We start from the raw sequence: 22,870 nt of genomic DNA, 5'->3' as shown, positions 1-22,870 counted from the left end.
TGTGTCTGTTTCTGTCCGGGCCGGATCGAAAGATCGCGCGGTCCCGCCCCTTGTCCTACCAAGGAGGCATGACCCTCCAACGTGTTCTCCTCAGCGCCCTGGCCGCGGTGACGCTCGTCCCGGTCGCCGCGGTCAGTGGCGCGTCCCCCGCCAGTGCGGCCACCAACCAGTTCAAAGGCGTGAACTGGGCCCGGGTGGGCGACAACTTCACCACCGGCACCCACGTACTCGAAGGATTGAGCAGCTCCGACAGCTACAGCACCGTCGTGGCCAAGTCGAACGCGATCTACAACGGGATGGCCGCACTGGGCGTCAACACGGTGCGCCTGCCGATCAACACCCAGGATGCCGGCACCAGCTGGTGGAGCGCCTACCGCGGCACGATCGACGCCGCCACCGGTCGCGGCTTCAAGGTTGTCCTCGCCTACTGGGAGGACGGCGCCGCGTCCGGCGGCAAGATCACCAACACCAGCGCCTTCAGTACGATGTGGAACACCGTGATCGCCGCCTACGGCACCAACAGCCAGGTCTACTTCGAGCCGATGAACGAGCCGCACGGATACAGTTCGGCGGACTGGCGCAACTTCGCCGCCGCGTGGATCAGCGCGCACCCGTCGGTGCCGAAGGGCCGGATGCTGATCGGCGGCACCGGTTACAGCCAGGATCTGCGTGACCTTTGCACCGACAGCCGCTTCACCGGCACCCTGCTGTCCTACCACTACTACGCGTTCTTCTACGGCACCAAGACATATGACCAGTGGTACAGCGACTTCCCGACCCGCCTCGGCAGTTGCGGGTCGCGGGCGGTGCTCACCGAGTACGGCGCCCAGATGGACAACAACCTGAACTACAACGATCCGAACGCCACCGACAACTTCGTCCGCTACCTGCGCGCCGTCACCGAACGCCAGCGCGCCCTCGGCATCGGCGGCGTCTACTGGCCGGCCCTCGGCGGCAAGATCGCCTCCGGCAAGACCTGGGACCCCTACTCGATGTACTCCCGGTCGGGCAGCGGCACCAACCAGACCCTGACGGTGCGGAACACCAGCGGTGCGAACCGCATCAGGTACGGCTGGGGTCTTTGAGAGTACGCACGAGGCGGTCGACCTCGTCCTCGGTGTTGTAGTGGTAGAGGCCGGCCCGCACGGCCCCGCCGCTCGCCCGCAGGCCGGCCGCCTCGAAATACTCGACCGCGTAATAGTCGCCGTGCGACACGCAGATGCCCTGCTCGCCGAGCTGCCGGGCGGTCTCGGCCGGGGTCTGGCCGGCGATCCGGAAGGAGACCGTCGGGCAGCGATCGGCGCCCGCCGGCCGGATCGTCAGGCCGTCGATCCCGGCCAGTCCGCTGAGCAGCCGATCGATCAGCCGGTTCTCGTGTTCGGTGACGGCCGCCATGCTCGCCAGCAGCCGGTCGCGCCGGCCGACGCCGGCGTCCGCCGGGACCAGATCGGCCAGGTGCTCGACCGCGGCGGTGAGGCCGGCCAGCAGCTCGAAGCTCAACGTGCCGAACTCGAACCGGTCCGGCACCCGGTCGGACGACGGGAGCAGCTTCGCCGGGAGCAGCGGCTCCCACCTCGCCGGATCGGCCACCACGGCGGCGTAGTGCGGACCCGACCACTTGTAGGCGCTGGTCACGTAGAAGTCGGCGCCCATCGCGGCGACGTCGGTGGGGCGATGGGCGGTGGCGTGCACGCCGTCGACGTACACCAGAGCCCCGACCGCATGCGCGAGGTCGGCGATCTCCCGGACCGCCGGCATGGTCCCGGTGACGTTGCTGGCCGCGGTCACCGCGACCAGCCGCGTGCGCGGCCCGATCAGCTCGCGGTACTGCGCCACCGGCAGCTCACCGGTCGCGAGATCGACCTCCGCCCAGCGCACGGTCGCGCCGGTCTGCACCCACGGCCGGACGTTGGCGTCATGATCCAGCCGCGACACCACCACCTCGTCGCCCGGACCCCAGCCCGCCGCCAGGGTGCGGGCCACCAGGTAGGTCAGCGCGGTGGCGCTCGGGCCGAACACCACGCCGGCCGGGTCGCCACCGACGAGATCGGCGACCGCCGAGCGAGCCGCCTCGACGATCTGCCCGGACCGGCGGGCGGGCTCGTTGGCCGTGCCCCGGTTGGACACCGCCGTGCGCATCGCCCCGGCGATCGCGGCGATCACCGGCTCGGCCGGCTGGGTGCCGCCGGCCCCGTCGAAGTGCACGAAGCCGTCGGCGAGGGCGGGATAACCGGACCGGGCGCGGGCGACATCAAGGATCATCGGTTGAGCCTATGCGGTGCCCTTCCCGCTCGAGGATGACGTCGCGGGCTTCGCCCGGCGGCACGGTGGCGTCGATCAGGATCGGGACGGGGCGCGCCACCGGGCCGGGGTGCGGCCGTGGGCGGCCCGGAAGCGCTTGATGAAATAGCTGACGTCGGGGTAGCCGACCCGGTGGCTGATCGCGGCCACGGTCAGATCGGTGCTGGTCAGCAGCTGGCGGGCGGCCTGCATGCGGCGCTCGGTAAGCCACTGCTGCACGGTCCGGCCGCTGCGCCGGCGCACCACCGTGGTCAGATGACCGGTGGTCAACGCGAGCTCGGCGGCGACGTCGACCAGCGAGATCGGCTCGGCGTAACGGCGTTCGATCACGTCGAAGACCGCGGCGAGCAGGGGCTCCCGGGCGGCCCGCAACTCGTCGGCGACGTCGGTGGGCAGCCGGGCCACCGCCACCAGCAGCAGGGTGAGATGGGCGAGGGCGGCCTCGGCGTGGCCGTCCCGGCGGCCGGTCAGCTCGTCCTCGAGGGCCCGGAAGCGCGCGACCCACTCGTCCCGCGCAGCCGCCGGGATGCGCAGGCGCTGGGCCCGGTCGGTGCCGCGGGCGAACGGGAACAGCAGCGGATGGGCCCGCCAGGACGAGTACGCCCCGGGGGTCCCGGGCCGGATGACGTCGGCCGGGAAGTACACCGTCCAGGCGTCCCGGACGACCTCGTGCGCCGGCCCGGTGAACGACACGACCTGGCCCGGGGCGATGACGAACAGGTCGCCGTCCCGCACCGGCCACTCGCGGCCGTCCAGCAGCACCGAGCCGTCGGCACGATGCGCGTAGAGGAGCACCAGGAAGTCGTGGCTGTGCGCGTGGTCCGCGGACCGGGGGAGTCGCCCCGCGGGGGAGTGCTCGGGCACGTGCGCGACGACCACCGGCACCGCCCCCGGCGCCCACGGGAAGCCGACCAGCGGCGGATCCGAAGATCGTCGCATGGCAGCCACAGATCGGCCGTTGTTTGCTTTCGCACGGGCCATGAGGCTGAGCGTACAACCGCAACTTAGTCGCATCCGGAGGCGAACATGGTGACCGAACGGGACTATCTGCCGGCGATGGGCCAGCATGCGCTGCTGTTCCTCTACGACCCGTGCACCCGGCTGGCCGGCGTCGGCCGACTGCACGACGAACTGCTCGACCAGGCCGATGTGCGACCCGGTCACCGGGTGCTGGAGATCGGCTGCGGCACCGGGAACGTGGTGCTGCGGCTCGCCCGGCGTACGCCCGGGGCCGACGTGCTCGGCACCGACCCCGACCCGCGGGCGCTCCGCCGGGGCCACCGCAAAGCCGTTCGCCGGGGTCTGCCGGTGCGCTTCGAGCGCGCCTTCGCCGACGAGCTGCCGGTTCCGGACGCGAGCGTGGACCGGGTGCTGTCCTCGTACATGCTGCATCACCTGGACGACGCCGATAAGCCGCGGGTGATGGCCGAGGTCCACCGGGTCCTGCGGCCGGGCGGCGAACTGCACCTGATCGACGCGGCCGGCGGACACGCGCACCCCCGGTTGGCCGGCAACACCCCCGACCGAGTCGTCGCGCTGATCCGCGACGCCGGCCTGGACGCCACCGAGAGCGGCCGCGGCCACCGCCGCGGCCCGGTCGGCCACTACGTCCTCTACCGCGCTGTCCGGCGGCCCTGACGCAGTGATCCTTGACAGACCCGCAACGTCGACGTAATCATTCAGCATCCTGAATGTTTGCGTAAACATGGGAGTCCTGGTGAGACGTCTACGCGTTCTTCTCTGTGCCGTCCTGGCAGCCGTGCCGCTGCTCACCCTGCCCGCGGAGGCGTCCGCGGCGACCAGCGGCTTTCGCGGCGTCAACTGGGCCGACGCCCGCGACAACTACGTCGACGGCTGGGTCATCCCGACCGGGCTGACCGCGTCGGACAGCTACAGCACGGTCCGCACCAAGGCCGACGGCGTCGTCACGGGCTTCCAGAACCTGCTCGGCGCCAACACGCTCCGGCTGCCGATCAACCCGCAGAGCGTCAACTCCGCCTGGTGGACCGCCTACAAAGGGGCCTTCGACTCGGCCCTCGCCCACGGCATGAAGGTCATCGTGTCGTACTGGGAGGCGGACACCTCCAAGAACGGCCTCGTCGACGACACCGCCGGCTGGAACACCATGTGGGACCGGGTGACCTCGGACTTCGCCGGCAACCCGAACGTCTACTTCGAGCCGATGAACGAGCCGTTCGGCTACAGCCTCAGCAGCTGGGTGTCGCTCTGCTCGGGCTGGCTGGCCCGGCACTCGAACATCCCGCGCGGCCGGGTCGTGATCAGCGGCACCGGCTACAACGACAACGTCACCGGCGTCGGCGCCGCCACCGCCCTCACCGGCACCCTGCTGTCGCTGCACTTCTACGGCTTCTGGGCGTCCGACACCACCCGCGCCGCGTGGACGGCGAACCTGACCGACCGGCTCGGGTCGTACTCCGCGCGAACCATCATCGACGAGGCCGGCGCCCCGATGACCACCGGACTGACCTACACCAACGGGGCGACGCAGGACGGCAACGTCTTCACCTCGTACTTCGCCGCCACCACCGACCTCACCCGGGCCCGGCAGATGGGCGTCGTCTACTGGCCCGGCCTGCGCTCCGGCGACACCTACTCGATCACCCGGCAGAGCGGTTCCGGTCTCGCGGTCAACAACGCCTCCGGCGTGGCCCAGCTGCGGTGGGGGTGGGGGCTGTGACGGCCCTCCGGCGGATCGCCGCCGCGCTGCTGATGATGCTGGCGGTGGTGGCGGTGCCGACGCCGGCGTCGGCCGCGACCACCCTGCTGTACGCGACGTTCAAGGGCGACGCGGCCGCGGACGAGGAGCTGTGGATCTATCAGTCCACCGACGGCGGCAAGACTTACAGCGTGCTGACCGACACCAACTTCCGCGGACCCACCGGCGTGCTGCGTGATCCGAGCATCATGAAGTACAACGGCAGGTACTACATCGCCTACACCGTCCAGTCGTGGACCACGAACTCGACCTACTTCAACATCGCCACCAGCACCAACCTGACCGGCTGGACGAACATCGCGAGCGTCCCGTCCGGGATCGCCGACACCAAATACACCTGGGCGCCGGAGTTCTACGTCGACGGCGGCACCGTGCGGATCATCGCCAGCGTCGGCGCCTCCACCTGCTCGGCCTGCTTCCGGCCCTATGTCTACACCGCGCAGAACACCGGGCTGACGTCGTGGAGCGGCCCGGCGCAGATGTGGGGGCTCGGCACCAACCACATCGACGCGTACGTGGTGAAGTCCGGCAGCACCTGGCACGCGTTCACCAAGGACGAGACCGGTAAGTACATCGAGCACTGGACGACCACCGCCAACCTCACCGAAGGCTGGGTCAACCGGGGCCGGCTGTTCAGCTCCGGTTACGAGGGCCCGTCGCTGGTCCGGCTCGACAACGGCAGCTGGCGGATCTACGTCGACAAGTACACCAACGGCGGGGTCTGGACCGCCACCAGCTCCGACCTGAACTCCTGGACCGGGCTGACGGCGGTCTCCTGCGCCGGCTGCCGGCACGGCACCGCCATCGCGAAGTAGGGCTAGTTCAGCCGCAACGCGGCCGTCATCCGCGACCGGAACTCGGCGAGCGGGAGGACGGCCGCGTACTGATCCTCGACCGGGAAGATCGCGATGGCGGCGTCGTCCTCGGCCAGCTGCGGAAGCCACTCCTTCAGGAACTCGTCGACCGGGACCCGGATCGCGTACTCCCCGGTGACCTCGCCCTCGCTCTCCAGCCGGGCCAGGGTCGCGTGCGGCCAGACCGGCAGCAGGGTACGGCGGTCGCCGTCCTCGGTGAACAGGGTCTCGTCCTCGTCGCCCCACACCCACAGCGCGCCCTGGTCGGCGAGGATCTCGAACGTCCTGGCCACCCTGGCCGCCCCGGTGAGCCGGCGGAGGCTCTCCGCCGCACCGCGCGAGATGTCGTCCCGTGCCACTTGACCTCCGACTTCGCTGTTCCTGCGTACCGCGGCGATGGTACTGGGCGTGGCGGGGCCGGCCGGCCCCGCCACCTCCGGGTCAGCTCCAGGAGCCGGTGCCGGTGCGGCTCAGCGACCTGACCGCCGGCTCGTCCGTGCCGGTCGGCACCGGAACCCCGGCGCAACCACCGTCGATCCGGCCGGTGTCGAAGTACGTCACCAGGTCGGCGGCACAGCCGGGCACCTGAAGCACCGAGCCGTGCACGTCGTCCCGCACGGTGTAGACCCGGCCGCCGACGATCGCCTGCGTCTGCCCCGTCCACTCGTACGGTGAAGGGGTCTCGAACTTGTGTCCGGAGAGCACCAGCGAGCTGGTGCCGGGGCGCAACCGCACCGGTTGCACCGGCAGCGGCCAACCCGCGCAGCCGGCCGAGAAGCTGTGGTTCAGGCCGGTCATCGGGTTGTCCGCGAGGCGCTGCCGGTAACCGGCCCAGTCGGCCTCGAAGTCGAGCCGGGCCGGGTCCTCGTTGCAGAAGGCGGCCCGGTTCATGGTCCGGTTGCTCTGCTCCGGCAGGTCGGCCGGCGGCTCGGCCGGCGCCCCGGGGTCGCCGACGACCTCCTTGACCGTGGGCGGTGCGGCCGGGCCGGTGGCGTCGCGCAGCTCGGCCATGACCTTGGCGGCCAGCGGCCAGACGGGCGCGTCCTGGCTTGCCGACACGGCGACGAGGTCCCCGTCGAGGGGCTCGGGCACGTCGGTGAACCGGCGCGGGTGCGCGTCGTAGTCGGTGCGCAGGGCGATGATCGCGGCGCGGACCCGACCGGCGGTCCGGCCGAAGCCGTAGACGTCGTCGCGCTCGGCGATCCACGCCGCCATCCGCAGCGCGTTGCGCTCGGCCGCCGCGGCCCGGCCGTTCTCGAACGCCGGCAGGGTGAAACGGGGGATCGCGACGCTGTCCAGGAACATCCGGCCGACCCGGTCCGGGAACTCGCTGCGGTAGACCGCGCCGAGCCAGGTGCCCCACGAGATGCCGAGGAAGTTCAGTTTCCGCTCCCGCAGCCCGGACCGGATCCGGTCGAGATCGCGAGCCACGTCGGCGGTGGTCAACCGGCTCAGGAAGGCGGGGTCGGACCGGCCGCAGGCGGCGTTGTCCTGGACCTGCGCGTCGTACGTCCGCCGGGCCGCCTCCTTGGTCAGCGGGCCGGCCGGCTCCGGCCCCGGGTCCCGGGCCGGTGGCGGGCAGTCCACCGCGGTGCTGTAACCGACCCCGCGCGGATCGAAGCCGATCAGGTCGTACCGCTTGTCGATGCCGGTGGCCTCGCCCATCGTCAGCAGTTGCACCGGCATGAGGTAGCCGCTGCCGCCCGGGCCGCCGGGGTTCAGGGCCAGGCTGCCCAGCCGGTGCGCCTGGTCCTGGGCCTTGAGCCGGGTGAGTGCGACGGTGATCAGCCGGCCGTGCGGGGCGCGGTAGTCCAGCGGGACCGCGACGGTGCCGCATTCCAGCCGGGCCAGCAGTTCCGCGAACCGGGTGAGCTTGTCCGGCGGGACCATCGCATGCAGGGCCTCGGCGGAATAGGTCGGGCAGGGCGCCCAGGAGATGGCCGATGGTGCGGCGGCGGCCGCCGCGGGCGGTCCCAGCAGGCCGACGGTCAAGGTGAGAGCGGCCCCCGCGGAGACAGATCTGAATCCAGTCATGCCGGTCATCCTGTTGGCCACGCCGCGATACCCGCGTCTGTCCGGAGAGGTATCCACCACCCGCGATGTATGCCTTGCGACGGATGCGACCACGGTCCGGCGACTCGTACGCTCACCGGGTGGACAGTGCGCGCACCTGGGCCCGTCGGCCGGCCGTGCAGGACGCCGCCCTGGCGACCGTCCTGCTGCTGCTCGGTTCGCTGGTGGACGACCAGGACCGCGGCGGATGGTGGTGGGCCGCGACCGGGCTCGCCGCCGCCGGGGTCGCGCTGCGCCGGCGATGGCCGTTCCCGATGCTCGTCCTGTGCTGCGTCGCCGCCGTGATCCACCTGGCGACGTCCATGCCGCTCACGATCATCGACCTGAGCGTCGCGATCCTGCTCTACACGGTGGCCGTCCGGCACGGCTGGGCCGCCTCCCTGGTCGTACTTTCCGTGATGCTGTTGCTGGCCGTGGGATCCAGCTCGTTCGCCGCCCGGAAGGCCGAGGTGAGCGCACCCGCCCCGATGCGGCCGCCGCCGATCCGCGGCGACGGTCCCGGTCCGCTCCCCGAGGACGCCGGCCCCGGTCAGGCCTGGGCGATCAGCTGGAACGATCTGCCCGGCCTCGCCTTGATGCTGGTGGCCGCGTGGGCGATCGGCTCCGGCACCCGGAGCCGGCGCGCCCACCTCGCCGAACTGCGGGCCCGCGCGGTCGATCGCGAACGCGAACAGGGCCGGCGAGCGGTGCTGGCGGTGGCCGCCGAACGCGGTCGGATCAGCCGTGAACTGCACGACGTCGTCGCCCACGGATTGTCCGTCATGGTGATCCAGGCGCAGGGTGGGTCGGCCGCGCTGGAGAACCGCCCGGCCGACACCCGGGCCGCCCTGGAAGCCATCGTCAAGACCGGCCGCGACTCCCTCGCCGACATGCGCCGGGTGCTCGGCGCCGTCGGCGAGGTCGACGACGCCTGGCATCCGCAACCCGGGCTTGCCCGGCTGCCCGCGCTGCTCGACCAGGTGCGCGAGGCCGGCACGCCGGTGCGGCTGCGGATCGAGGGGGCGCCCGCCGCGCTGCCGTCCGCCGTCGACCTGTCGGCCTACCGGATCGTTCAGGAGGCGTTGACCAACACCATGAACCACGCCGGCGGCGGTACGGCCGCGGAGGTCGTCATCACGTACGCGGCGACGACGGTCCACCTCGTCGTCAGCGACGACGGGCGCGACCCCGGAAACGACGACGGCGCCGGCAACGGACTCCGGGGGATGCGCGAACGCGCGAGGCTGCTCGGTGGACGACTCGACGCCGGGCCCGGCCCGCGGGGCGGTTTCGTCGTCCGGGCGGCACTGCCGATCCAGGAACGCCACTCATGATCAGGATCGTGCTGGCCGACGATCAGGCCCTGGTCCGCACCGGATTCCGGATGATCCTCGACAACGCGGCCGACATGCAGGTGGTCGGCGAGGCCGGCGACGGCGCCCAGGCCGCGCGGATCACCCTCGAGACCGCTCCCGACGTCGTACTGATGGACGTCCGGATGCCCGAGGTCGACGGCGTCGACGCGACCCGCCGCATCTGCGCCGCCGACGACACCGGCCACCTCCGGGTGCTCATCCTGACCACTTTCGACCTCGACGAATACGTGTACGCCGCACTCCAGGCCGGCGCCAGCGGATTCCTGCTCAAGGACACGCTCGCCCCGGACCTGCTCTCCGCCATCCGGGTGGTGGCACGCGGCGAGGCGGTGGTGGCGCCGAGCGTGACCCGTCGGCTGCTCGACCGCTACGTCTCCGCCGGCACCGGCCCGACCGTCTCGTCGACGACCCTGGACGCCCTGACCGACCGCGAACGCGAAGTGCTCGGCCTGATCGCCCGCGGTCTGTCCAACCTCGAGATCGCCGGCCGCCTCTACCTCTCCGAAGGCACGGTCAAGACCCACGTCAGCCGGGTCCTCACCAAACTGGGCCTGCGCGACCGGGTGCAGGCCGTGGTCTTCGCCTACGAGTGCGGCCTGGTGCGCGCCGGCGCCCGATAGCCGCCCCGACCCGCCCCCGCCCCGCCCCCGTGGATGCGGCAACACCCACGGGGGAGACCGTCGCCCCTTCCAACCTCACTCAGCGTGCGTCAGCGCCGCTCTTCCATCTCACTCAGCGTGCTTCAGCGCCGGAAACGGGCCGGCACCCACCGCCCGCGGGCGCGGGCCGCCGCGCGCGCCCGGGCCATCCGCCGGCCCACGATCAGCGCCGCGATGGTCCCACCCACCAGCGCGAGCACCCCGGCTGCCGGCGCCGGGTTACGCCGTACCGCGCCGCTCGCCTGCCGCACCCGGGGCGGTGCCGCCGCACGCACCCGCGAGGCACCCGTGGTGATCGCGTGCCGGAACCGGGGCCGTTTCGTCTCCGGGGTGCCGATCTCGTCGGAAAGCAACTGCTCCATCGGGTCGGTGGTGTTCTCGATGCTCATGGCGCTCCTCGCTCTCGAGCCGGCCGCGACCCGGGGAGGGAGCCGCGGCTGTCCCGGCGGCACATGCCCCACCCCGGCGATCCATTAACCGTTTCTCCAGTTCATTCACCCCGACGCGCCCGAAGTTCCGGACCGACCCGCCCGCCTTCCACCCAGTGGACTTGATCACTGAGGAGGCCTCTTTTCCCTGAGGAAGGGCCTTCCAAGTCCCTCCGAGACCCCTTCTTCAAGGAGGATGCGCCGGCTGCGAGCGCCGGCCGCGAAGTGCGCTGGCGGCGGGGCTCGCTGCGGGCGGCGCGGGGGTCGCGGCGGGCGCCGGGCAGGGCGCGTTTGCCGGTGTCACGAACTTGTCCGTCGACAGCGCCCGGAAAGCGCGTTATCGACCTAATATCGGTTTCATGCCTCTTGCTGGTAATTCGTGGGGTCCGGCCGCGCGGTGGCTGGGCCTGGGAACGCTGCTCACCGGTGCACTCACTCTGGGGGTGGCGCCGGTCGCCATGGCGGGAAGTGTGCCGCTGGTGTCGCCCAAGCCGGCCCCGACGGTGGGGTTCGACGGGGTCGTGTACGCCAGCACGCACGTCGGCGGCACGGTCTACCTGGGCGGCAACTTCACGCATGCGATCGTCGGCGGGAAGCCGGTGGCCCGCAAACGGCTCGCCGCGGTCGATGCCCGTACCGGAAAACTGCTGCCCTGGGCCCCGCTGGCCGACGACACCGTGATGGCCGTGACCGCTGCCGGGTCTTCGCTCTTCGCCACCGGCGAGTTCGGCACCGTGAGCGGTCAGCCGCGCGCGGGGCTGGCCGCCATCGATCTCCGCAGCGGCGCCGTGGGGCCGCTGCGGCACACCGTCCGCGGGACCGGGCAGGCGCTGGCCGTCGGGGACGGGCGGCTCTACCTGGGCGGCAGCTTCCGGGGGGTGGACGGGCGGGCGGTGCGCAACCTGGCCGCGTTCCGGCTGTCCGACGGCGCGCTCGACGGTGGTTTCCGCGGCGGCGCCGACGGCAAGGTGCGGGTGCTGGCGACGGCGGGGGACCGGCTTTACGCCGGCGGCGACTTCCGTGGCCGCCTCGCCGCGCTGCGGCTCGGCGACGGACGGCCGGACGCGAGCTTCCGGCCGGCGACGCCCTATCCGGTCATGGCCCTCACGGTCAACACCGGGCGGGTGTACGCGGCCTTGGCCGGCCCCGGTGGACGGGTAGCCGCCTACCGGCCGGACGGGTCGCTCGCCTGGAGCAGTGTCACGGACGGTGACGTGCAGGCGATCACGTACCTCAACGGTGCGGTCTACGCCGGCGGGCATTTCAACGTCGCCTGCCCACGACCGTCCCGGTCGGCGACCGCGTGGTGCCCGGCCCGGCTGCGCAGTCAGCCGAAGCTGGCGGCGTGGAACCCGGCCACCGGCGCGCTGCTCGACTGGAACCCGCACAGCAACGGCCGGTGGGGTGTGCTCACCTTGAGCATCAACCCGGCCACCAGCGCCATCGCCGTCGGCGGGGACTTCACCGCGTTCGGCGGCTCCGACCGGGCCCGGTTCGCGCAGTTCACCTCGTGAGGTGCGGCCGCTGATCGGAGCGGACCGGGCGTAGGCCGGGCGCGCGCCGGGTACAGCCCGGGTCATGACGGGTGGGCGCTTCTCGGGTTCCGTGGCCAGGCTCCGCGCGCGGGTCGGTTGGTTCGACCACCTCGTGCGGGCCGGGCTGCGGTACGACGAGGCCGACGGGGGCCGGCTCGCCGCGGCGGTGACCTACTACTCGTTCTTCGCCACGTTCTCGCTCGGGCTGCTGGCCTTCACCGCCTTCGGGTTCGTCCTGGACGACCCGGCGGTCCTGCGATCGGTCCAGCGGTACGCCGCGGAGAACCTGCCCCACTTCGACGTGCAGACGTTGCTCGACGCCCGGAACACCGTCGGCCTCATCGCGTTCGTCGGCCTGCCCGTCTCGGGATGGTTCTGGGTCGACGTGCTGCGTTCGTCCATCCGCAAGATCTGGGACCTGCCCGAGTATCCGGGCCGGTTCGTCCTGCGGATCCTGCTCGACCTGCTCGTGCTCGTCGGCCTGGGCCTGCTGCTCGCCGTCTCGCTGGCCACCGCCGTGGTGACGACCCAGATCGCCAACCGGCTGGTCGACGCGGCGGACGCGGCCACCACCCCGTCGCGCTGGCTGCTCGCCGGGGTGGGGCTGGTGGTGGGTCTCACGGTGAACACGGTGCTGGCCGGCGGGATGCTCACCATGCTGCCCCGGGTGCGGATGCCGTTGCGCCGCGTCCTGGGGCCGGCCCTGCTGGTGGCGGTCGGCCTCGAACTGCTCAAGACCGTGGGCCGGATCTATGTGCAGCGCACCGAGTCCAACCCCACCTACCATCTCGTCGCCGGTTCGGTCGGGCTGCTGGTCTTCCTCAACGCGATCAACCAGCTCGTGCTGTTCGCCGCGGCCCTGACCGCGACGAGCACCATCGGCAAGCCGGCCGATATGTCCCCCGACGACCGGGCCGCCCCGGCCGAGGTAGCCCCGGTCGATCCGGCCCCGGCCGAGGCGGCCCCGGTCGAGGCGGCCCCGGCCGGCGAAGCCCCGGCCGAGAGGGCTACCCCGGCCGAGGCTCAGTCCACAAGCCGACACCAGCAGGAACAACGCCCGGTCACGTGATGGTGCAGGTGGCGCCGTTGAGCGTGAACGCGGTGGGGGCGGCGCTGTTGCCGGTGTGCTCGGCCTGGAACCCGAAGGTCACCGACGCGTTCGGGCCGAGGGCGGCGTTGTAGGCGACGTTGCGGGCCGTCACCGAGCCGGACGACGGCGAGTAGGTGGCGTTCCAGCCGGAGGTGATCCGCTGTCCGCCGGGCAGGGTGAAGGCCAGCGCCCAGCCGTCGATCGCGGCGGTGCCGGTGTTGGTGACCGTGATGTTCTCGGTCAGGCCGGTGTTCCAGGCGCTGACGGTGGTGGCGACCCGGCAGGCACCGGTGGCCGGCGGCGGGGTGGTCGGGCCGGGTGTCGGGCTCGAGGGGCCGGGCGAGTTCGACGGTCCGGGCGAGTTCGACGGTCCGGGCGAGGCCGAGCCGAACTGCGAGAAGAAGCTCCAGACCAGGGGTTTGGTCCACGATTTTTCGCCCGGGTTGTAGTCACCGGCCGATCCGTCCCACGGGTTGGGGGTGTGACCGGCGTCGAACGCCGCCCACACCACCGGATAGCCGGCCCGGCATCCCGAGTAGGTCGTCACGACGTGGGTGAGGCTGCCCTGCGCGGGTTCCGGCGGATTCTGCGCTGTGCAACCGTTGTTGCGCACGAACCGGTCGCGCAGGGACCGCCCGGTGGAGATGTTCAGAACCGGGTCCCGCAGGCCGTGCAGCCCCATGTAGGCGATCGGCTGGGTGCCGCCGCTGCAGCCGCTGAGCTGTCCGCCGGAGTAGACCGCGACCGCCCGGAACACGGTCGCCCGGGCGCAGGCGATGGCGTAGCTCATGCCACCGCCGTAGCTGAATCCGAGCGAGAACAGCTGCGAGGTGTCGACGCACAGGGCGCCCTCGATCAGGCTCACCATGTTGTCGACGAATGTCAGGTCCTCGCCGCCCGAGTTGGCCCACCCGTTGTTGAGACCCTGCGGCGCGACGAAGATCGCACTGTTGTTGGCCAGCGACCGCTGTCCGTAGTAGGACCACGGGTAGCCACTGGTCCCGCCGGAGTCGACATCGTTCGCGGTGCCACCGTTCCAGTGGAAGCCGAAGAACAACCGGTACTGACGGTTCTTGTCGTAACCGTCGGGAATTCGCAGGATGAACGTACGGTTCTTGCCGCCGCTCTGGATCGACCGGGTGCCGCTGGTGAGCGTCGGTTCCTTGCCGCAGCCCGCGGTCGCCGCCGGCGCGGGCCCGGCGGAGGCCAGCTGGGTGCCGGCCACGCCGAGGCCGGTGAGCAGGAGCGCCGCGGCGATCAGCCCGGTCCGCCGCAGAAGTGGTTTACCTCGTAACACCGGAGTCTCCGTCCTCGGATGTGCTCGTCATCGGCCGGTGCAGGTGATGACCGCCGGCGGGTTGTTCGTTCCGCTCACCCCGGCGGTGAAGCCGAAACTGGTGGAACCGCCGGCCGGCAGCGCGCCGTTGTAGGACGCGTTCGACACCGTCACGTTCGCCCCGCTCTGCGTCCAGGAGCCGTTCCAGACCTGGGTGATGACCTGGCTGCCGGGGAAGGTCCAGGACGCGGTCCAGCCGCTGAGCGCGGTGGCGCCGGCGGTAATGGTCACTTCGGCCTGGAAACCTCCCGGCCAGGAGCTGGTGACGGTGTACGTCGCGGTCGGCCCCGAGGAGGGCGGAGGTGTCGTGGTGGGACTGACGGTCGGTGTCGCCGAGGCCGACGCGGAGGCCGACGCCGACGCCGAGGCAGAGGCCGACGCGGACGCCGTCGGGGTCGGGTTCACGCCGGGACGGGCCGCCCGGTAGGTGTGCCCGGCCCGGACGGCGAGCTGGACGACATCGGACTCGGGCCGGGTGGTGGCCGGCGTGCTGCTGTCGGTGAGGTCGGCCAGAACGAAGTCGGCGGTGAACATCTTGGAGCGCAGCCGCACGGTGCCGTCCCGGTCGGCCCGGATCAGGAACTCGTCGGCCTGGCTCGCGGACCACGCCATCGAGACGGTGTAGCCGCCCCGGCCGCGCAGCCCGGTGATCCGCCCGGTGGGCCACGCCGTCGGCAGGGCGGGCAGCAGGTGCAGCTCGCCGTTGTGGCTTTGCAGCAGCATCTCGGTGATCCCGGAGGTGGCCCCGAAGTTGCCGTCGATCTGGAACGGCGGGTGCAGGTCGAACATGTTGGGCGCGAGCCGGTCGGTGCGCACCAGGTCACGGAACAGCTTGTGGGCGCGGGTCGCGTCCTCCAGCCGGGCCCAGAAATTGATCTTCCAGGCGAGCGACCAGCCGGTCCCGTCGTCGCCGCGCAGCTCGAGGGTCCGGCGCGCGGCGTCGTACAGCGTCGGGGTTCCGCGTTTGGTGATCTGGTTGCTGGGGTGCAGGCCGTAGAGGTGGGAGACGTGCCGATGGGTGCGCTCGGTCTCGACCCAGTCGGCCAGCCACTCCTGGATGTTGCCGCGGGACCCGACACGCATCGGGGGCAGCCGGTCGCGGGCGGTCCGGATCTGGGTACGCAGGGTGGCGTCGGTGTTCAGCACCTCGCCGGCCCGGGTGCAGGCGTCGAACAGGTCCCGCAGGATCTGGTTGTCCATCGTGGGCCCGGCGCAGACGCTGGCGTCGGTGTGGTGCGGCAGTTCCGGCGAGTTCGACGGGTTGGTCACCAGATAGCCCCGGGCCGGGTCGGTGACCAGGGTCTCGAGGAAGAACTGGGTGGCGCCGCGCAGGGCCGGATAGTTGGTGCGCAGGAATTCGAGGTCGCCGGTGAACTGGTAGTGGTCCCAGATCATGGTGGCGAGCCAGGCGCCGCCGGTCTGCCACATGCCCCACAGCGCACCGTCGACGACGGAGGTGCCACGCCACGCGTCGGTGTTGTGGTGCGCGACCCAGCCGTTCGCGCCGTACTGGACCTGGGCGGTCCGGGCGCCGGTCACCGCCAGCTCCCGGATCATGTCGAAGACCGGCAGGTAGCACTCGGCGAGGTTGGTCGTGTCGACCGGCCAGTAGTTCATCGGCAGGTTGGCGTTGAGGGTGTACTTGGAATCCCACTGGGGTGCGGTCGAGTCGTTCCAGATGCCCTGCAGGTTGGCCGGCTGGGTGCCCGGCCGGGACGACGAGATCAGCAGGTACCGGCCGTACTGGAAGAGCAGCGCGGCGAACTGTGGATCGTTCTGGTTGGCGTGCTGCGCGATCCGTACGTCGGTGGTCTGGTCGGCCGCCGACGTGCGTCCCAGGTCGATCGTGACCCGGGCGAACAGGGCCTGGTAGTCCGCCAGTTGGCGGCTGCGGAGCTGGTCGTAGCCGACGGTGCGGGCGGCGCTGAGCCGGCTCCGGGCGATGCCCTGGTAATCACCGTTCACGGTCCGGTAGTTGACGTAGCTCGAACCGATGGTCACCAGGAGCGTGACGCTGGTGGCGCCGGAGACCCGCAGGGTGCCGCCCGAGCTGGTGGCGGTTCCGCCGGTGACGACGGCCTGGGCGAGGGCCAGGAACCGGACTGAGCCGGTGACGCCTTCCATGCTGCCGGACGTGCCGTCGAGGGCGATGGTGGTCCCGTCCGGGCTGGACACCGTGGTGCGCTGAGGACTGTCGAACGTGGCGGTGAAGCTGATGGCGTTGGCGCGATCCGCCGTCAACCGGACCACGATCGCCTGGTCGGGCGCGCTGGCGAAGACCTCCCGCTGGAAGCGCACGCCGCCGAGGACGTACGTCAGGGAGGCGGTCGCCGTGGCGAGGTCGAGCGTACGGCTGTACTGCGACGCCGTGCCGGACGGAAAGGCGAGCCGCAGGTTACCGACGGTCTGATAGGCCAGCTGGCCGCCGGGTTTGCCCATCATCGTCTGGTTGATCAGGTTCTGCGCCTGGGTCCACTGGTCGGCGAAGACCAGCCGCCGGATCTCGGCCAGGGACCCGGCGCCCCGGGTGTTGCTGGAGTCGTACGGCCCACCGGCCCACACCGTGTCCTCATTGAGCTGCAGCAGCTCGCTGTCGACGTTGCCGAACACCATCGCGCCGAGGCGGCCGTTGCCGATCGGCAGCGCCTTGAGCCAGTCGGTACCCGCCGGTTTGTCGTAGCGAAGGACCAGTTCACCGGCCGCCGCCAACTCCGCGGCCGAGCCGGCACCGTGCGCGGCGGTCCAGCCCGCCGGTGCCAGTGCGACTCCGGCACCGGCCGCTCCGGCGGCCAGCAGGCGCCGTCGTGTCACCTTGCTCATGCTGATCTCCCGCGGTCGAGCAGATAGAGGATTTCATCGATGTTAACCTTCACAACCCTTCGGTCAAGAAACGGAAACAAGATACGTCATACTTCCCGCCATGAGCGAAGAGTCCGCGCTCGACCGGGCTGAAAAACTGTTACGGAACATGGGTGCGGCGGGCGGGGCAGCGTTTACATAACCGCTGGTAGAGGCCCGAAGAAAACGATGGGCGTCGTTGACCGCCCCATTCGTTAACGCTAACTTCACGAACATCCACCGGCTGAACCCGCCGTCGCGCCCCCACGCGACCGCCCGGTCCCGGTGGAGTTCGCGCCGGCCGTCGACCCGGCCGGCGCATCCGACCCCGAACCGGAAAAGACAGGAGACCCGGGTGTCCGTACTGTCCTCTCCACCCGCACCGAGACCTGGACCGGCCGTGACCGCTGCGCTGGCGCTGGCCACCGTGGCCGTCGCCGGCGTCGTGGCCGTCGCCGGTCCCGCCTTCGCCGCCGGCACCGTCCTGCATGCCGCCCCGGCCGGCACCGGCACCAGCTGTACCGCCGCCCAGCCCTGCTCGCTGACCGCGGCTCAGGCCGCGGTGCGCGCGCTCACCGGCGCGATGTCCGGCGACGTGGTCGTCGAGCTGGCCGACGGCGTCTACCGGCAGTCGGCGCCGCTGCGGCTGACCGCCGCGGACTCCGGTGCCAACGGCTACCGCGTCGTGTGGCAGGCGGCCCCGGCGGCCCGCCCGGTGATCAGCGGCGCCCGCGCGGTGACCGGCTGGTCGCAGGTCGACGCCGGCCGCAACATCTGGCGGGCCGATGTGGGAGCCGGCCTCGACAGCCGGCAGCTCTACGTCGACGGCGCCGTCGCGACCCGGGCCCGCACCCAGGTCAACCGCGGCGACTTCACCGCCGACAGCACCGGCCTGCGGTTCACCAACGGCGCGCTGAGCTATCTGAACAACCTGGCCGACCAGAGCCGGATCCAGATGGAGAGCGTCAATTCCTTCACCGACCGGTACGCCTCGGTGCAACGCATCAGTGGCAACCAGATCACCATGCAACAGCCCGGATGGAGCAACAACAACTTCGGGTACGACACGTTCGCCCAGCCGCACCGAGCCGGCCCGCTCTACCTGACGAACGCCTACGAGTTCCTGGACGCACCGGGGGAGTGGTACCTCAACCCCGGCACCGGTGCGCTGTCCTACATCCCGCTCGCCGGGCAGAACATGAGCACGGTCAGCGTGGAGCTGCCGACCCTGCAGTCCCTGGTCCAGATCGGCGGCACCTACGACGCCCCGGCCCACCACCTGACCTTCAGCGGGATCACCTTCACCGGCACGAGCTGGCTCGGGCCGAGCGGCAACCAGGGCTATGCGGACCAGCAGACCGGCGCCTACCTCACCGGGAACTGGAACTGGCCCGGTTTCGGCACCTGTCACGAGGGGTGCAGCCAGTTCGAGGCCACCCGGCCGAACTGGTCGCAGTCACCGGCGGCGGTGCAGGTCTCGGCGGCCGACAACGTCACCCTCACCGATTCGAGGTTCGTCGGCCTCGGCCAGACCGCGATCGGCATCGGTAACGACGCCAACGCCCACGGCAGCGGGGTCGGGCTGGGCGCGAGCAACATCACGGTCACCCGCTCGGAGATCGCCCGGGACGTGGCCGGCGGCATCGTGGTCGGCGGCGTACGGGCCGACGCGCACCACCCGAGCGACTCCCGGATGGTCAACCGCAACATCACCGTCAGCGACAACCGCCTGCACGACCTCGGGCTGGAGCACCGCGGCATCGTGTCGGTGCTGACCACCTACGTCACCAACGCCACCGTGTCGCACAATGAGGTCTACAACCTGCCGTACACCGGCATGTCGATCGGGTACGGCTGGGGCTCCAACGACGCCGGTGGCAGCAACCACTACGCCGACCGGGGGCTGTACAACTACCAGCCGCGCTATTCGACCGCCACCACCGCGTCCGGCAACCAGCTCGTGGGCAACTACGTGCACGACGTCATGCAGCAGATGACCGACGGCGGGTGCGTCTACACCCTGTCGGCCAACCCGGGCGCCCTGATCAGCGACAACTACTGCCTGCGGACCAACGGCTTCGGGCTCTACTTCGACGAGGGCTCCCGCTACTACACCGCCCGCAACAACGTCTTCTCGGCCACCGCCACCTGGGCCACCGCCAACTACTGGTTCGCCGAGAACATGGGCAACTTCACCGTCACCGGCAACTGGTCGACCAACGGCAGCACCAACGTCACCAACGGCGACCGGGGCAACGTCGTGTCGGGCAACGTGACGGTGACGAACGGCAACTGGCCCGCCGGCGCCCAGACGGTGATGTCGGCCGCCGGACCACGGTCCACCGGCACCGAGCAGACCCTGCAGCTCGTCGGCGCCCAGTCCGGGCGCTGCGTGGGCGTGCCCGGCTCGGCCAACGGGACCCAGGCCCAGCTCGGCGACTGCGCAAGCGGGACCGGCCAGCGGTGGACCTACACCACCGGCAGACAGCTCAGGGTGTACGGCAACAAGTGCCTCGACGCCTCCGGGCAGGGCACCGCCAACGGCACCGCGGTCATCGTCTGGGACTGCGGCACGCAGGCCAACCAGCAATGGAACCTCAACTCCAACGGCACCATCACCGGCGTCCAGTCGGGCCTGTGCCTCGACGCCGTCGGCAACGCGACCGCCGCCGGCACCAAGCTCAACCTCTGGGCCTGCCACGGCGGCGCCAACCAGCAGTGGAATCCGCGTACCGGGCTGAGGGCATCGTGACCGCGCCGCGGCCCGGTCAGAAGGGAATCGAGCTCATGACGACACGAGTGGATCGGCGGCCGGGGCACCGGGCCTGGGCCGTACTGGTGGCGCTGCTGACAGCGTTCGCCGGAGTGCTGGTCGTGCTTCCCGCCCCGGCCCGGGCGGCCACCGCGATCACCATCAACGGCTCCTCCGGTGGCCGGGTGTTCGACGGGGTCGGGGCGATCAGCGGCGGCGGTGGCAACAGCCGGCTGCTGGTCGACTACCCCGAACCGCAGCGCAGCGACATCCTGGACTACCTGTTCAAACCGGGCTACGGCGCGGCGATGCAGATCATGAAGGTGGAGATCGGCGGCGACACCAACTCCACCTCGGGCGCGGAACCCAGCCACGAGCACACCCGCGGCACCGTCAACTGCGACCGCGGCTACGAGTGGTGGCTGATGGGCCAGGCCAAGGCCCGTAACCCCAACATCAAGCTCGTCGGGCTGTCCTGGGGCGCACCCGGCTGGATCGGCAACGGCAACTTCTGGTCCACCGACTCGATCGACTATCTGGTCGCCTGGCTCGGGTGCGCCACCTCGCACGGGCTGACCATCGACTACCTCGGCGGCTGGAACGAGCGCGGCCGGGACCTGACCTGGTACAAGAACCTGCGCTCGGCGCTGAACTCGCGCGGCTACCCGAACGTCAAGATCGTCGCCTCGGACGAGTTCGGCTGGGGCACCGCCGACGACGCGCAGCGCGACCCCGCGTTCGCGGCCGCCGTCTCCGTGGTGGGCAGCCACTACGTCTGCGGTTACCGCAGCGCGCAGACCGACTGCCCCAGCTCGGCCACCGCGGTGAACTCCGGCAAGGCGCTGTGGGCCAGCGAGAACGGCTCCGACGACTACAACGGCGGTGCCCCGGCGCTGGCCCGGGGGATCAACCGCGACTACATCGACGGGAAGATGACCGCCTATCTCAACTGGCCGGTCATCGCCGCGATCACCCCCAACGTCCCCTGGAGCACGACCGGGGTGGCGGTCGCGCCGCAGCCCTGGTCCGGTTACTACTCGATAGGCAAGAACGCCTGGGTGATGGCGCAGACGACCCAGTTCACCGCGCCGGGATGGCGGTACCTGGACAGCTCCACCGGCTATCTCGGCGGTAACCGCGCCAACGGCAGTTACGTCTCGCTCAAAGCGCCCGACAACAGCAACTACAGCACCGTCATCGAGACCATGGACGCGACCTCGGCGCAGGACCTGACGTTCGGCGTCACCGGCGGCCTGTCCACCGGGACCGTGCACGTGTGGTCGACGAACGTACGGTCGAGCAACTCCGCCGACCACTTCGTCAAGCGGGCCGACCTCACCCCCACGAACGGGTCCTTCTCACTGACCGTGCAGCCCGGTTACGTCTACAGCATCACCACCACCACGGGCCAGGGCAAAGGCACCGCGGTCAGCCCGGCGCAGGGCGCTCTGGCGCTGCCGTACGCCGACAACATCGACAGCTACGCCACCGGGCGCGAGGCCAAGTACCTGATGGACCACCAGGGTTCGTTCGAGGTGGTCGGTTGTGGTGGCGGGCGCGCCGGCCAATGCGTACGCCAGATGTCCGAGCAGACGCCGATCTTCTGGACCTCGGGCCACGCCGAACCGTTCACGCTGCTCGGCGACCTCAACTGGCGCAACTACGTGGTGTCCACCGACGTCATGCTGGAGAAGAGCGGTTACGCCCAGCTCATCGGGCGGGCCACCAACTACAACCACGAGGGTCCGCAGAACCTCAACGCCTACTATCTGCGGGTCGCCGACAACGGGTCCTGGTCGATCCGCAGCAACAACACCAGCGGCAACCAGCGCACCCTGGCCAGTGGCAGCACCGCCGCGCTGGGCACCGGTCGCTGGCATCAGCTGACCCTCACGGTCAACGGCAGCACTCTGACCGCCGCCCTCGACGGAACCACCCTGGGCAGCGTCACCGACTCCACCTGGGTCGCCGGGCAGGTCGGCTACGCCACCGGGCAGGGCGTGCCGGCCCAGTTCGACAACCTCTCCATCACGCCGCTCGGCGGCGGTTCGAGCCCCACCGGCCAGGTGCGCGGGTCCGGCTCGAACCGGTGCCTCGACGTGAACGGGCAGAGCCAGGCGGACGGCGCGACCGTGCAGATCTGGGACTGCAACAACGGCGCCAACCAGACCTGGACGGCGACCTCGAGCAACCAGCTGACGGTGTACGGCAACAAGTGCCTCGACGCGCCGAGCTCGTCCGCCGGTGCCCGGGTCCGGATCTGGTCCTGCACCGGGGCGGCGAACCAGCAGTGGCGGGTCAACGCCGACGGCACCATCACCGGGATCCAGTCCGGACTGTGCCTGGACGTCAACGGCGCGGCCACCGCCAACGGCGCGGCGGTCGTGCTGTGGACCTGCAACGGCGGCAGCAACCAGCAGTGGATCAGATCGTGAGCCGCGGCTGACGAAACGTGCGGGGCCGCCGACGGCGGCCCCGCACCGTTGTCTAGCCGGCGGTGCAGGTGGGCGTGGCGGTCGGGCCGGTGCCGGTGCCCTGGAAGCCGAATTCGATGTAACCACCGGCCGGGACGGCGCCGTTGTAGGCGACGTTGGTGAAGCTGACCGGCCCGGTGGTGCCCTGCGCGGTCGCGTTCCATGTGCTGGTGACGGCGGTGCCGGAGGGCAGGGTCAGCCCGGTCGTCCAGCCGTTGAGCGGGGTCGAGCCGGCGGTCACCCGCACGGTCGCCACGAAGCCGCCGTTCCACTGGTTGAGCGTGACCGAGGCACTGCACCCGGCGCCGGTCGGCGGCGTCGTGGGCGGGGTGGTCGGCGTCGTGGTGGGCGGGGTCGTGGGCGTCGTGGTGGGCGGCGTGGTGGGGGAACCGCTCCCGGGCGTGATGGTGATCCGGTAGGCGTTGTTGGTGGCCATGG

18 protein-coding genes are annotated in these 22,870 nt (G+C 71.0%); 10 read left to right on the top strand and 8 right to left on the bottom strand.

What is annotated here, in order from left to right; translation table 11 throughout:
* Positions 1-68 precede the first annotated feature (68 nt).
* Positions 69-1,085: a glycoside hydrolase family 5 protein gene (locus Afe05nite_RS39050; RefSeq protein WP_203822370.1), complete on the top strand. Its 1,017-nt coding sequence runs from the start codon at positions 69-71 to the stop codon at positions 1,083-1,085.
* Here the strand turns inward: Afe05nite_RS39050 and Afe05nite_RS39045 are convergent.
* Positions 1,063-2,262, bottom strand: coding sequence for a cysteine desulfurase-like protein (locus Afe05nite_RS39045; protein WP_203822369.1), 1,200 nt, complete (start codon positions 2,260-2,262; stop codon positions 1,063-1,065). The genes Afe05nite_RS39050 and Afe05nite_RS39045 overlap by 23 nt on opposite strands.
* A gap of 75 nt (positions 2,263-2,337) precedes the next feature.
* Positions 2,338-3,240 carry an AraC family transcriptional regulator gene (locus Afe05nite_RS39040; RefSeq protein WP_239118545.1) on the bottom strand — a complete coding sequence of 301 codons (903 nt, stop codon included), beginning with the start codon at positions 3,238-3,240 and terminating at the stop codon, positions 2,338-2,340.
* Positions 3,241-3,327: 87 nt separating this feature from the next.
* On the opposite strand from Afe05nite_RS39040, the gene Afe05nite_RS39035 reads away from it, so the two are divergent.
* From Afe05nite_RS39035 to Afe05nite_RS39025, 3 genes are all read left to right on the top strand, one after another.
* Positions 3,328-3,939: a class I SAM-dependent methyltransferase gene (locus Afe05nite_RS39035; RefSeq protein WP_203822367.1), complete on the top strand. Its 612-nt coding sequence runs from the start codon at positions 3,328-3,330 to the stop codon at positions 3,937-3,939.
* A 79-nt stretch (positions 3,940-4,018) separates the two neighbouring features.
* Positions 4,019-4,999: a cellulase family glycosylhydrolase gene (locus Afe05nite_RS39030; RefSeq protein WP_239118544.1), complete on the top strand. Its 981-nt coding sequence runs from the start codon at positions 4,019-4,021 to the stop codon at positions 4,997-4,999.
* Positions 4,996-5,853 (top strand): family 43 glycosylhydrolase, encoded by an 858-nt coding sequence (locus Afe05nite_RS39025; protein ID WP_239118543.1) that lies wholly within the window; start codon positions 4,996-4,998, stop codon positions 5,851-5,853. Before Afe05nite_RS39030 ends, Afe05nite_RS39025 begins: the two co-directional genes overlap by 4 nt.
* 2 nt (positions 5,854-5,855) lie before the next feature.
* Here Afe05nite_RS39025 and Afe05nite_RS39020 read toward each other — a convergent pair whose 3' ends face one another.
* Both Afe05nite_RS39020 and Afe05nite_RS39015 read right to left on the bottom strand, forming a co-directional pair.
* Positions 5,856-6,251, bottom strand: a complete 396-nt coding sequence (locus Afe05nite_RS39020) for a DUF2750 domain-containing protein (RefSeq protein ID WP_203822365.1) — start codon at positions 6,249-6,251, stop codon at positions 5,856-5,858.
* Positions 6,252-6,333: 82 nt separating this feature from the next.
* Complete coding sequence (locus Afe05nite_RS39015; protein ID WP_239118542.1) at positions 6,334-7,926, bottom strand: alpha/beta fold hydrolase; 1,593 nt, start codon at positions 7,924-7,926, stop codon at positions 6,334-6,336.
* A 119-nt stretch (positions 7,927-8,045) separates the two neighbouring features.
* Between Afe05nite_RS39015 and Afe05nite_RS39010 the strand changes: the two genes are divergently transcribed.
* Both Afe05nite_RS39010 and Afe05nite_RS39005 read left to right on the top strand, forming a co-directional pair.
* Positions 8,046-9,278 carry a sensor histidine kinase gene (locus tag Afe05nite_RS39010; protein ID WP_203822363.1) on the top strand — a complete coding sequence of 411 codons (1,233 nt, stop codon included), beginning with the start codon at positions 8,046-8,048 and terminating at the stop codon, positions 9,276-9,278.
* Positions 9,275-9,940 (top strand): response regulator, encoded by a 666-nt coding sequence (locus Afe05nite_RS39005; protein ID WP_203822362.1) that lies wholly within the window; start codon positions 9,275-9,277, stop codon positions 9,938-9,940. The genes Afe05nite_RS39010 and Afe05nite_RS39005 overlap by 4 nt, the downstream gene beginning before the upstream one ends.
* Positions 9,941-10,062: 122 nt before the next feature.
* Here Afe05nite_RS39005 and Afe05nite_RS39000 read toward each other — a convergent pair whose 3' ends face one another.
* Positions 10,063-10,368, bottom strand: a complete 306-nt coding sequence (locus Afe05nite_RS39000; RefSeq protein ID WP_203822361.1) for a hypothetical protein — start codon at positions 10,366-10,368, stop codon at positions 10,063-10,065.
* 398 nt (positions 10,369-10,766) lie between these two features.
* On the opposite strand from Afe05nite_RS39000, the gene Afe05nite_RS38995 reads away from it, so the two are divergent.
* On the top strand, positions 10,767-11,921 hold the full coding sequence (locus Afe05nite_RS38995) for a hypothetical protein (RefSeq protein WP_203822360.1): 1,155 nt from the start codon (positions 10,767-10,769) through the stop codon (positions 11,919-11,921).
* A gap of 64 nt (positions 11,922-11,985) precedes the next feature.
* Positions 11,986-13,011, top strand: coding sequence for a YihY/virulence factor BrkB family protein (locus tag Afe05nite_RS38990; RefSeq protein WP_203822359.1), 1,026 nt, complete (start codon positions 11,986-11,988; stop codon positions 13,009-13,011).
* Here Afe05nite_RS38990 and Afe05nite_RS38985 read toward each other — a convergent pair.
* On the bottom strand, positions 13,004-14,329 hold the full coding sequence (locus tag Afe05nite_RS38985) for a CE1 family esterase (protein WP_203822358.1): 1,326 nt from the start codon (positions 14,327-14,329) through the stop codon (positions 13,004-13,006). The genes Afe05nite_RS38990 and Afe05nite_RS38985 overlap by 8 nt on opposite strands.
* 27 nt (positions 14,330-14,356) lie before the next feature.
* A complete protein-coding gene (locus tag Afe05nite_RS38980) occupies positions 14,357-17,188 on the bottom strand; it encodes a glycosyl hydrolase family 95 catalytic domain-containing protein (RefSeq protein WP_203822357.1) in 2,832 nt (943 codons plus the stop codon).
* Positions 17,189-17,606: 418 nt separating this feature from the next.
* Here Afe05nite_RS38980 and Afe05nite_RS38975 point away from each other — a divergent pair, with 418 nt between their 5' ends.
* Both Afe05nite_RS38975 and Afe05nite_RS38970 read left to right on the top strand, forming a co-directional pair.
* Positions 17,607-19,958: an RICIN domain-containing protein gene (locus Afe05nite_RS38975; RefSeq protein ID WP_239118541.1), complete on the top strand. Its 2,352-nt coding sequence runs from the start codon at positions 17,607-17,609 to the stop codon at positions 19,956-19,958.
* Between the two features lie 35 nt (positions 19,959-19,993).
* Positions 19,994-22,393: a ricin-type beta-trefoil lectin domain protein gene (locus tag Afe05nite_RS38970; protein WP_203822356.1), complete on the top strand. Its 2,400-nt coding sequence runs from the start codon at positions 19,994-19,996 to the stop codon at positions 22,391-22,393.
* Between the two features lie 52 nt (positions 22,394-22,445).
* On the opposite strand, the gene Afe05nite_RS38965 is transcribed toward Afe05nite_RS38970, so the two are convergent.
* On the bottom strand, positions 22,446-22,870 hold a 425-nt coding region (locus tag Afe05nite_RS38965; RefSeq protein WP_203822355.1), incomplete at its 5' end, for a cellulose binding domain-containing protein.

Origin of the sequence: Paractinoplanes ferrugineus, assembly GCF_016862195.1 — a bacterium.
Classification (GTDB): Bacteria; Actinomycetota; Actinomycetes; order Mycobacteriales; family Micromonosporaceae; genus Actinoplanes; species Actinoplanes ferrugineus.
Note: the sequence above shows the minus strand (reverse complement) of the source record. Positions and strands in the feature narration are given on the sequence as shown.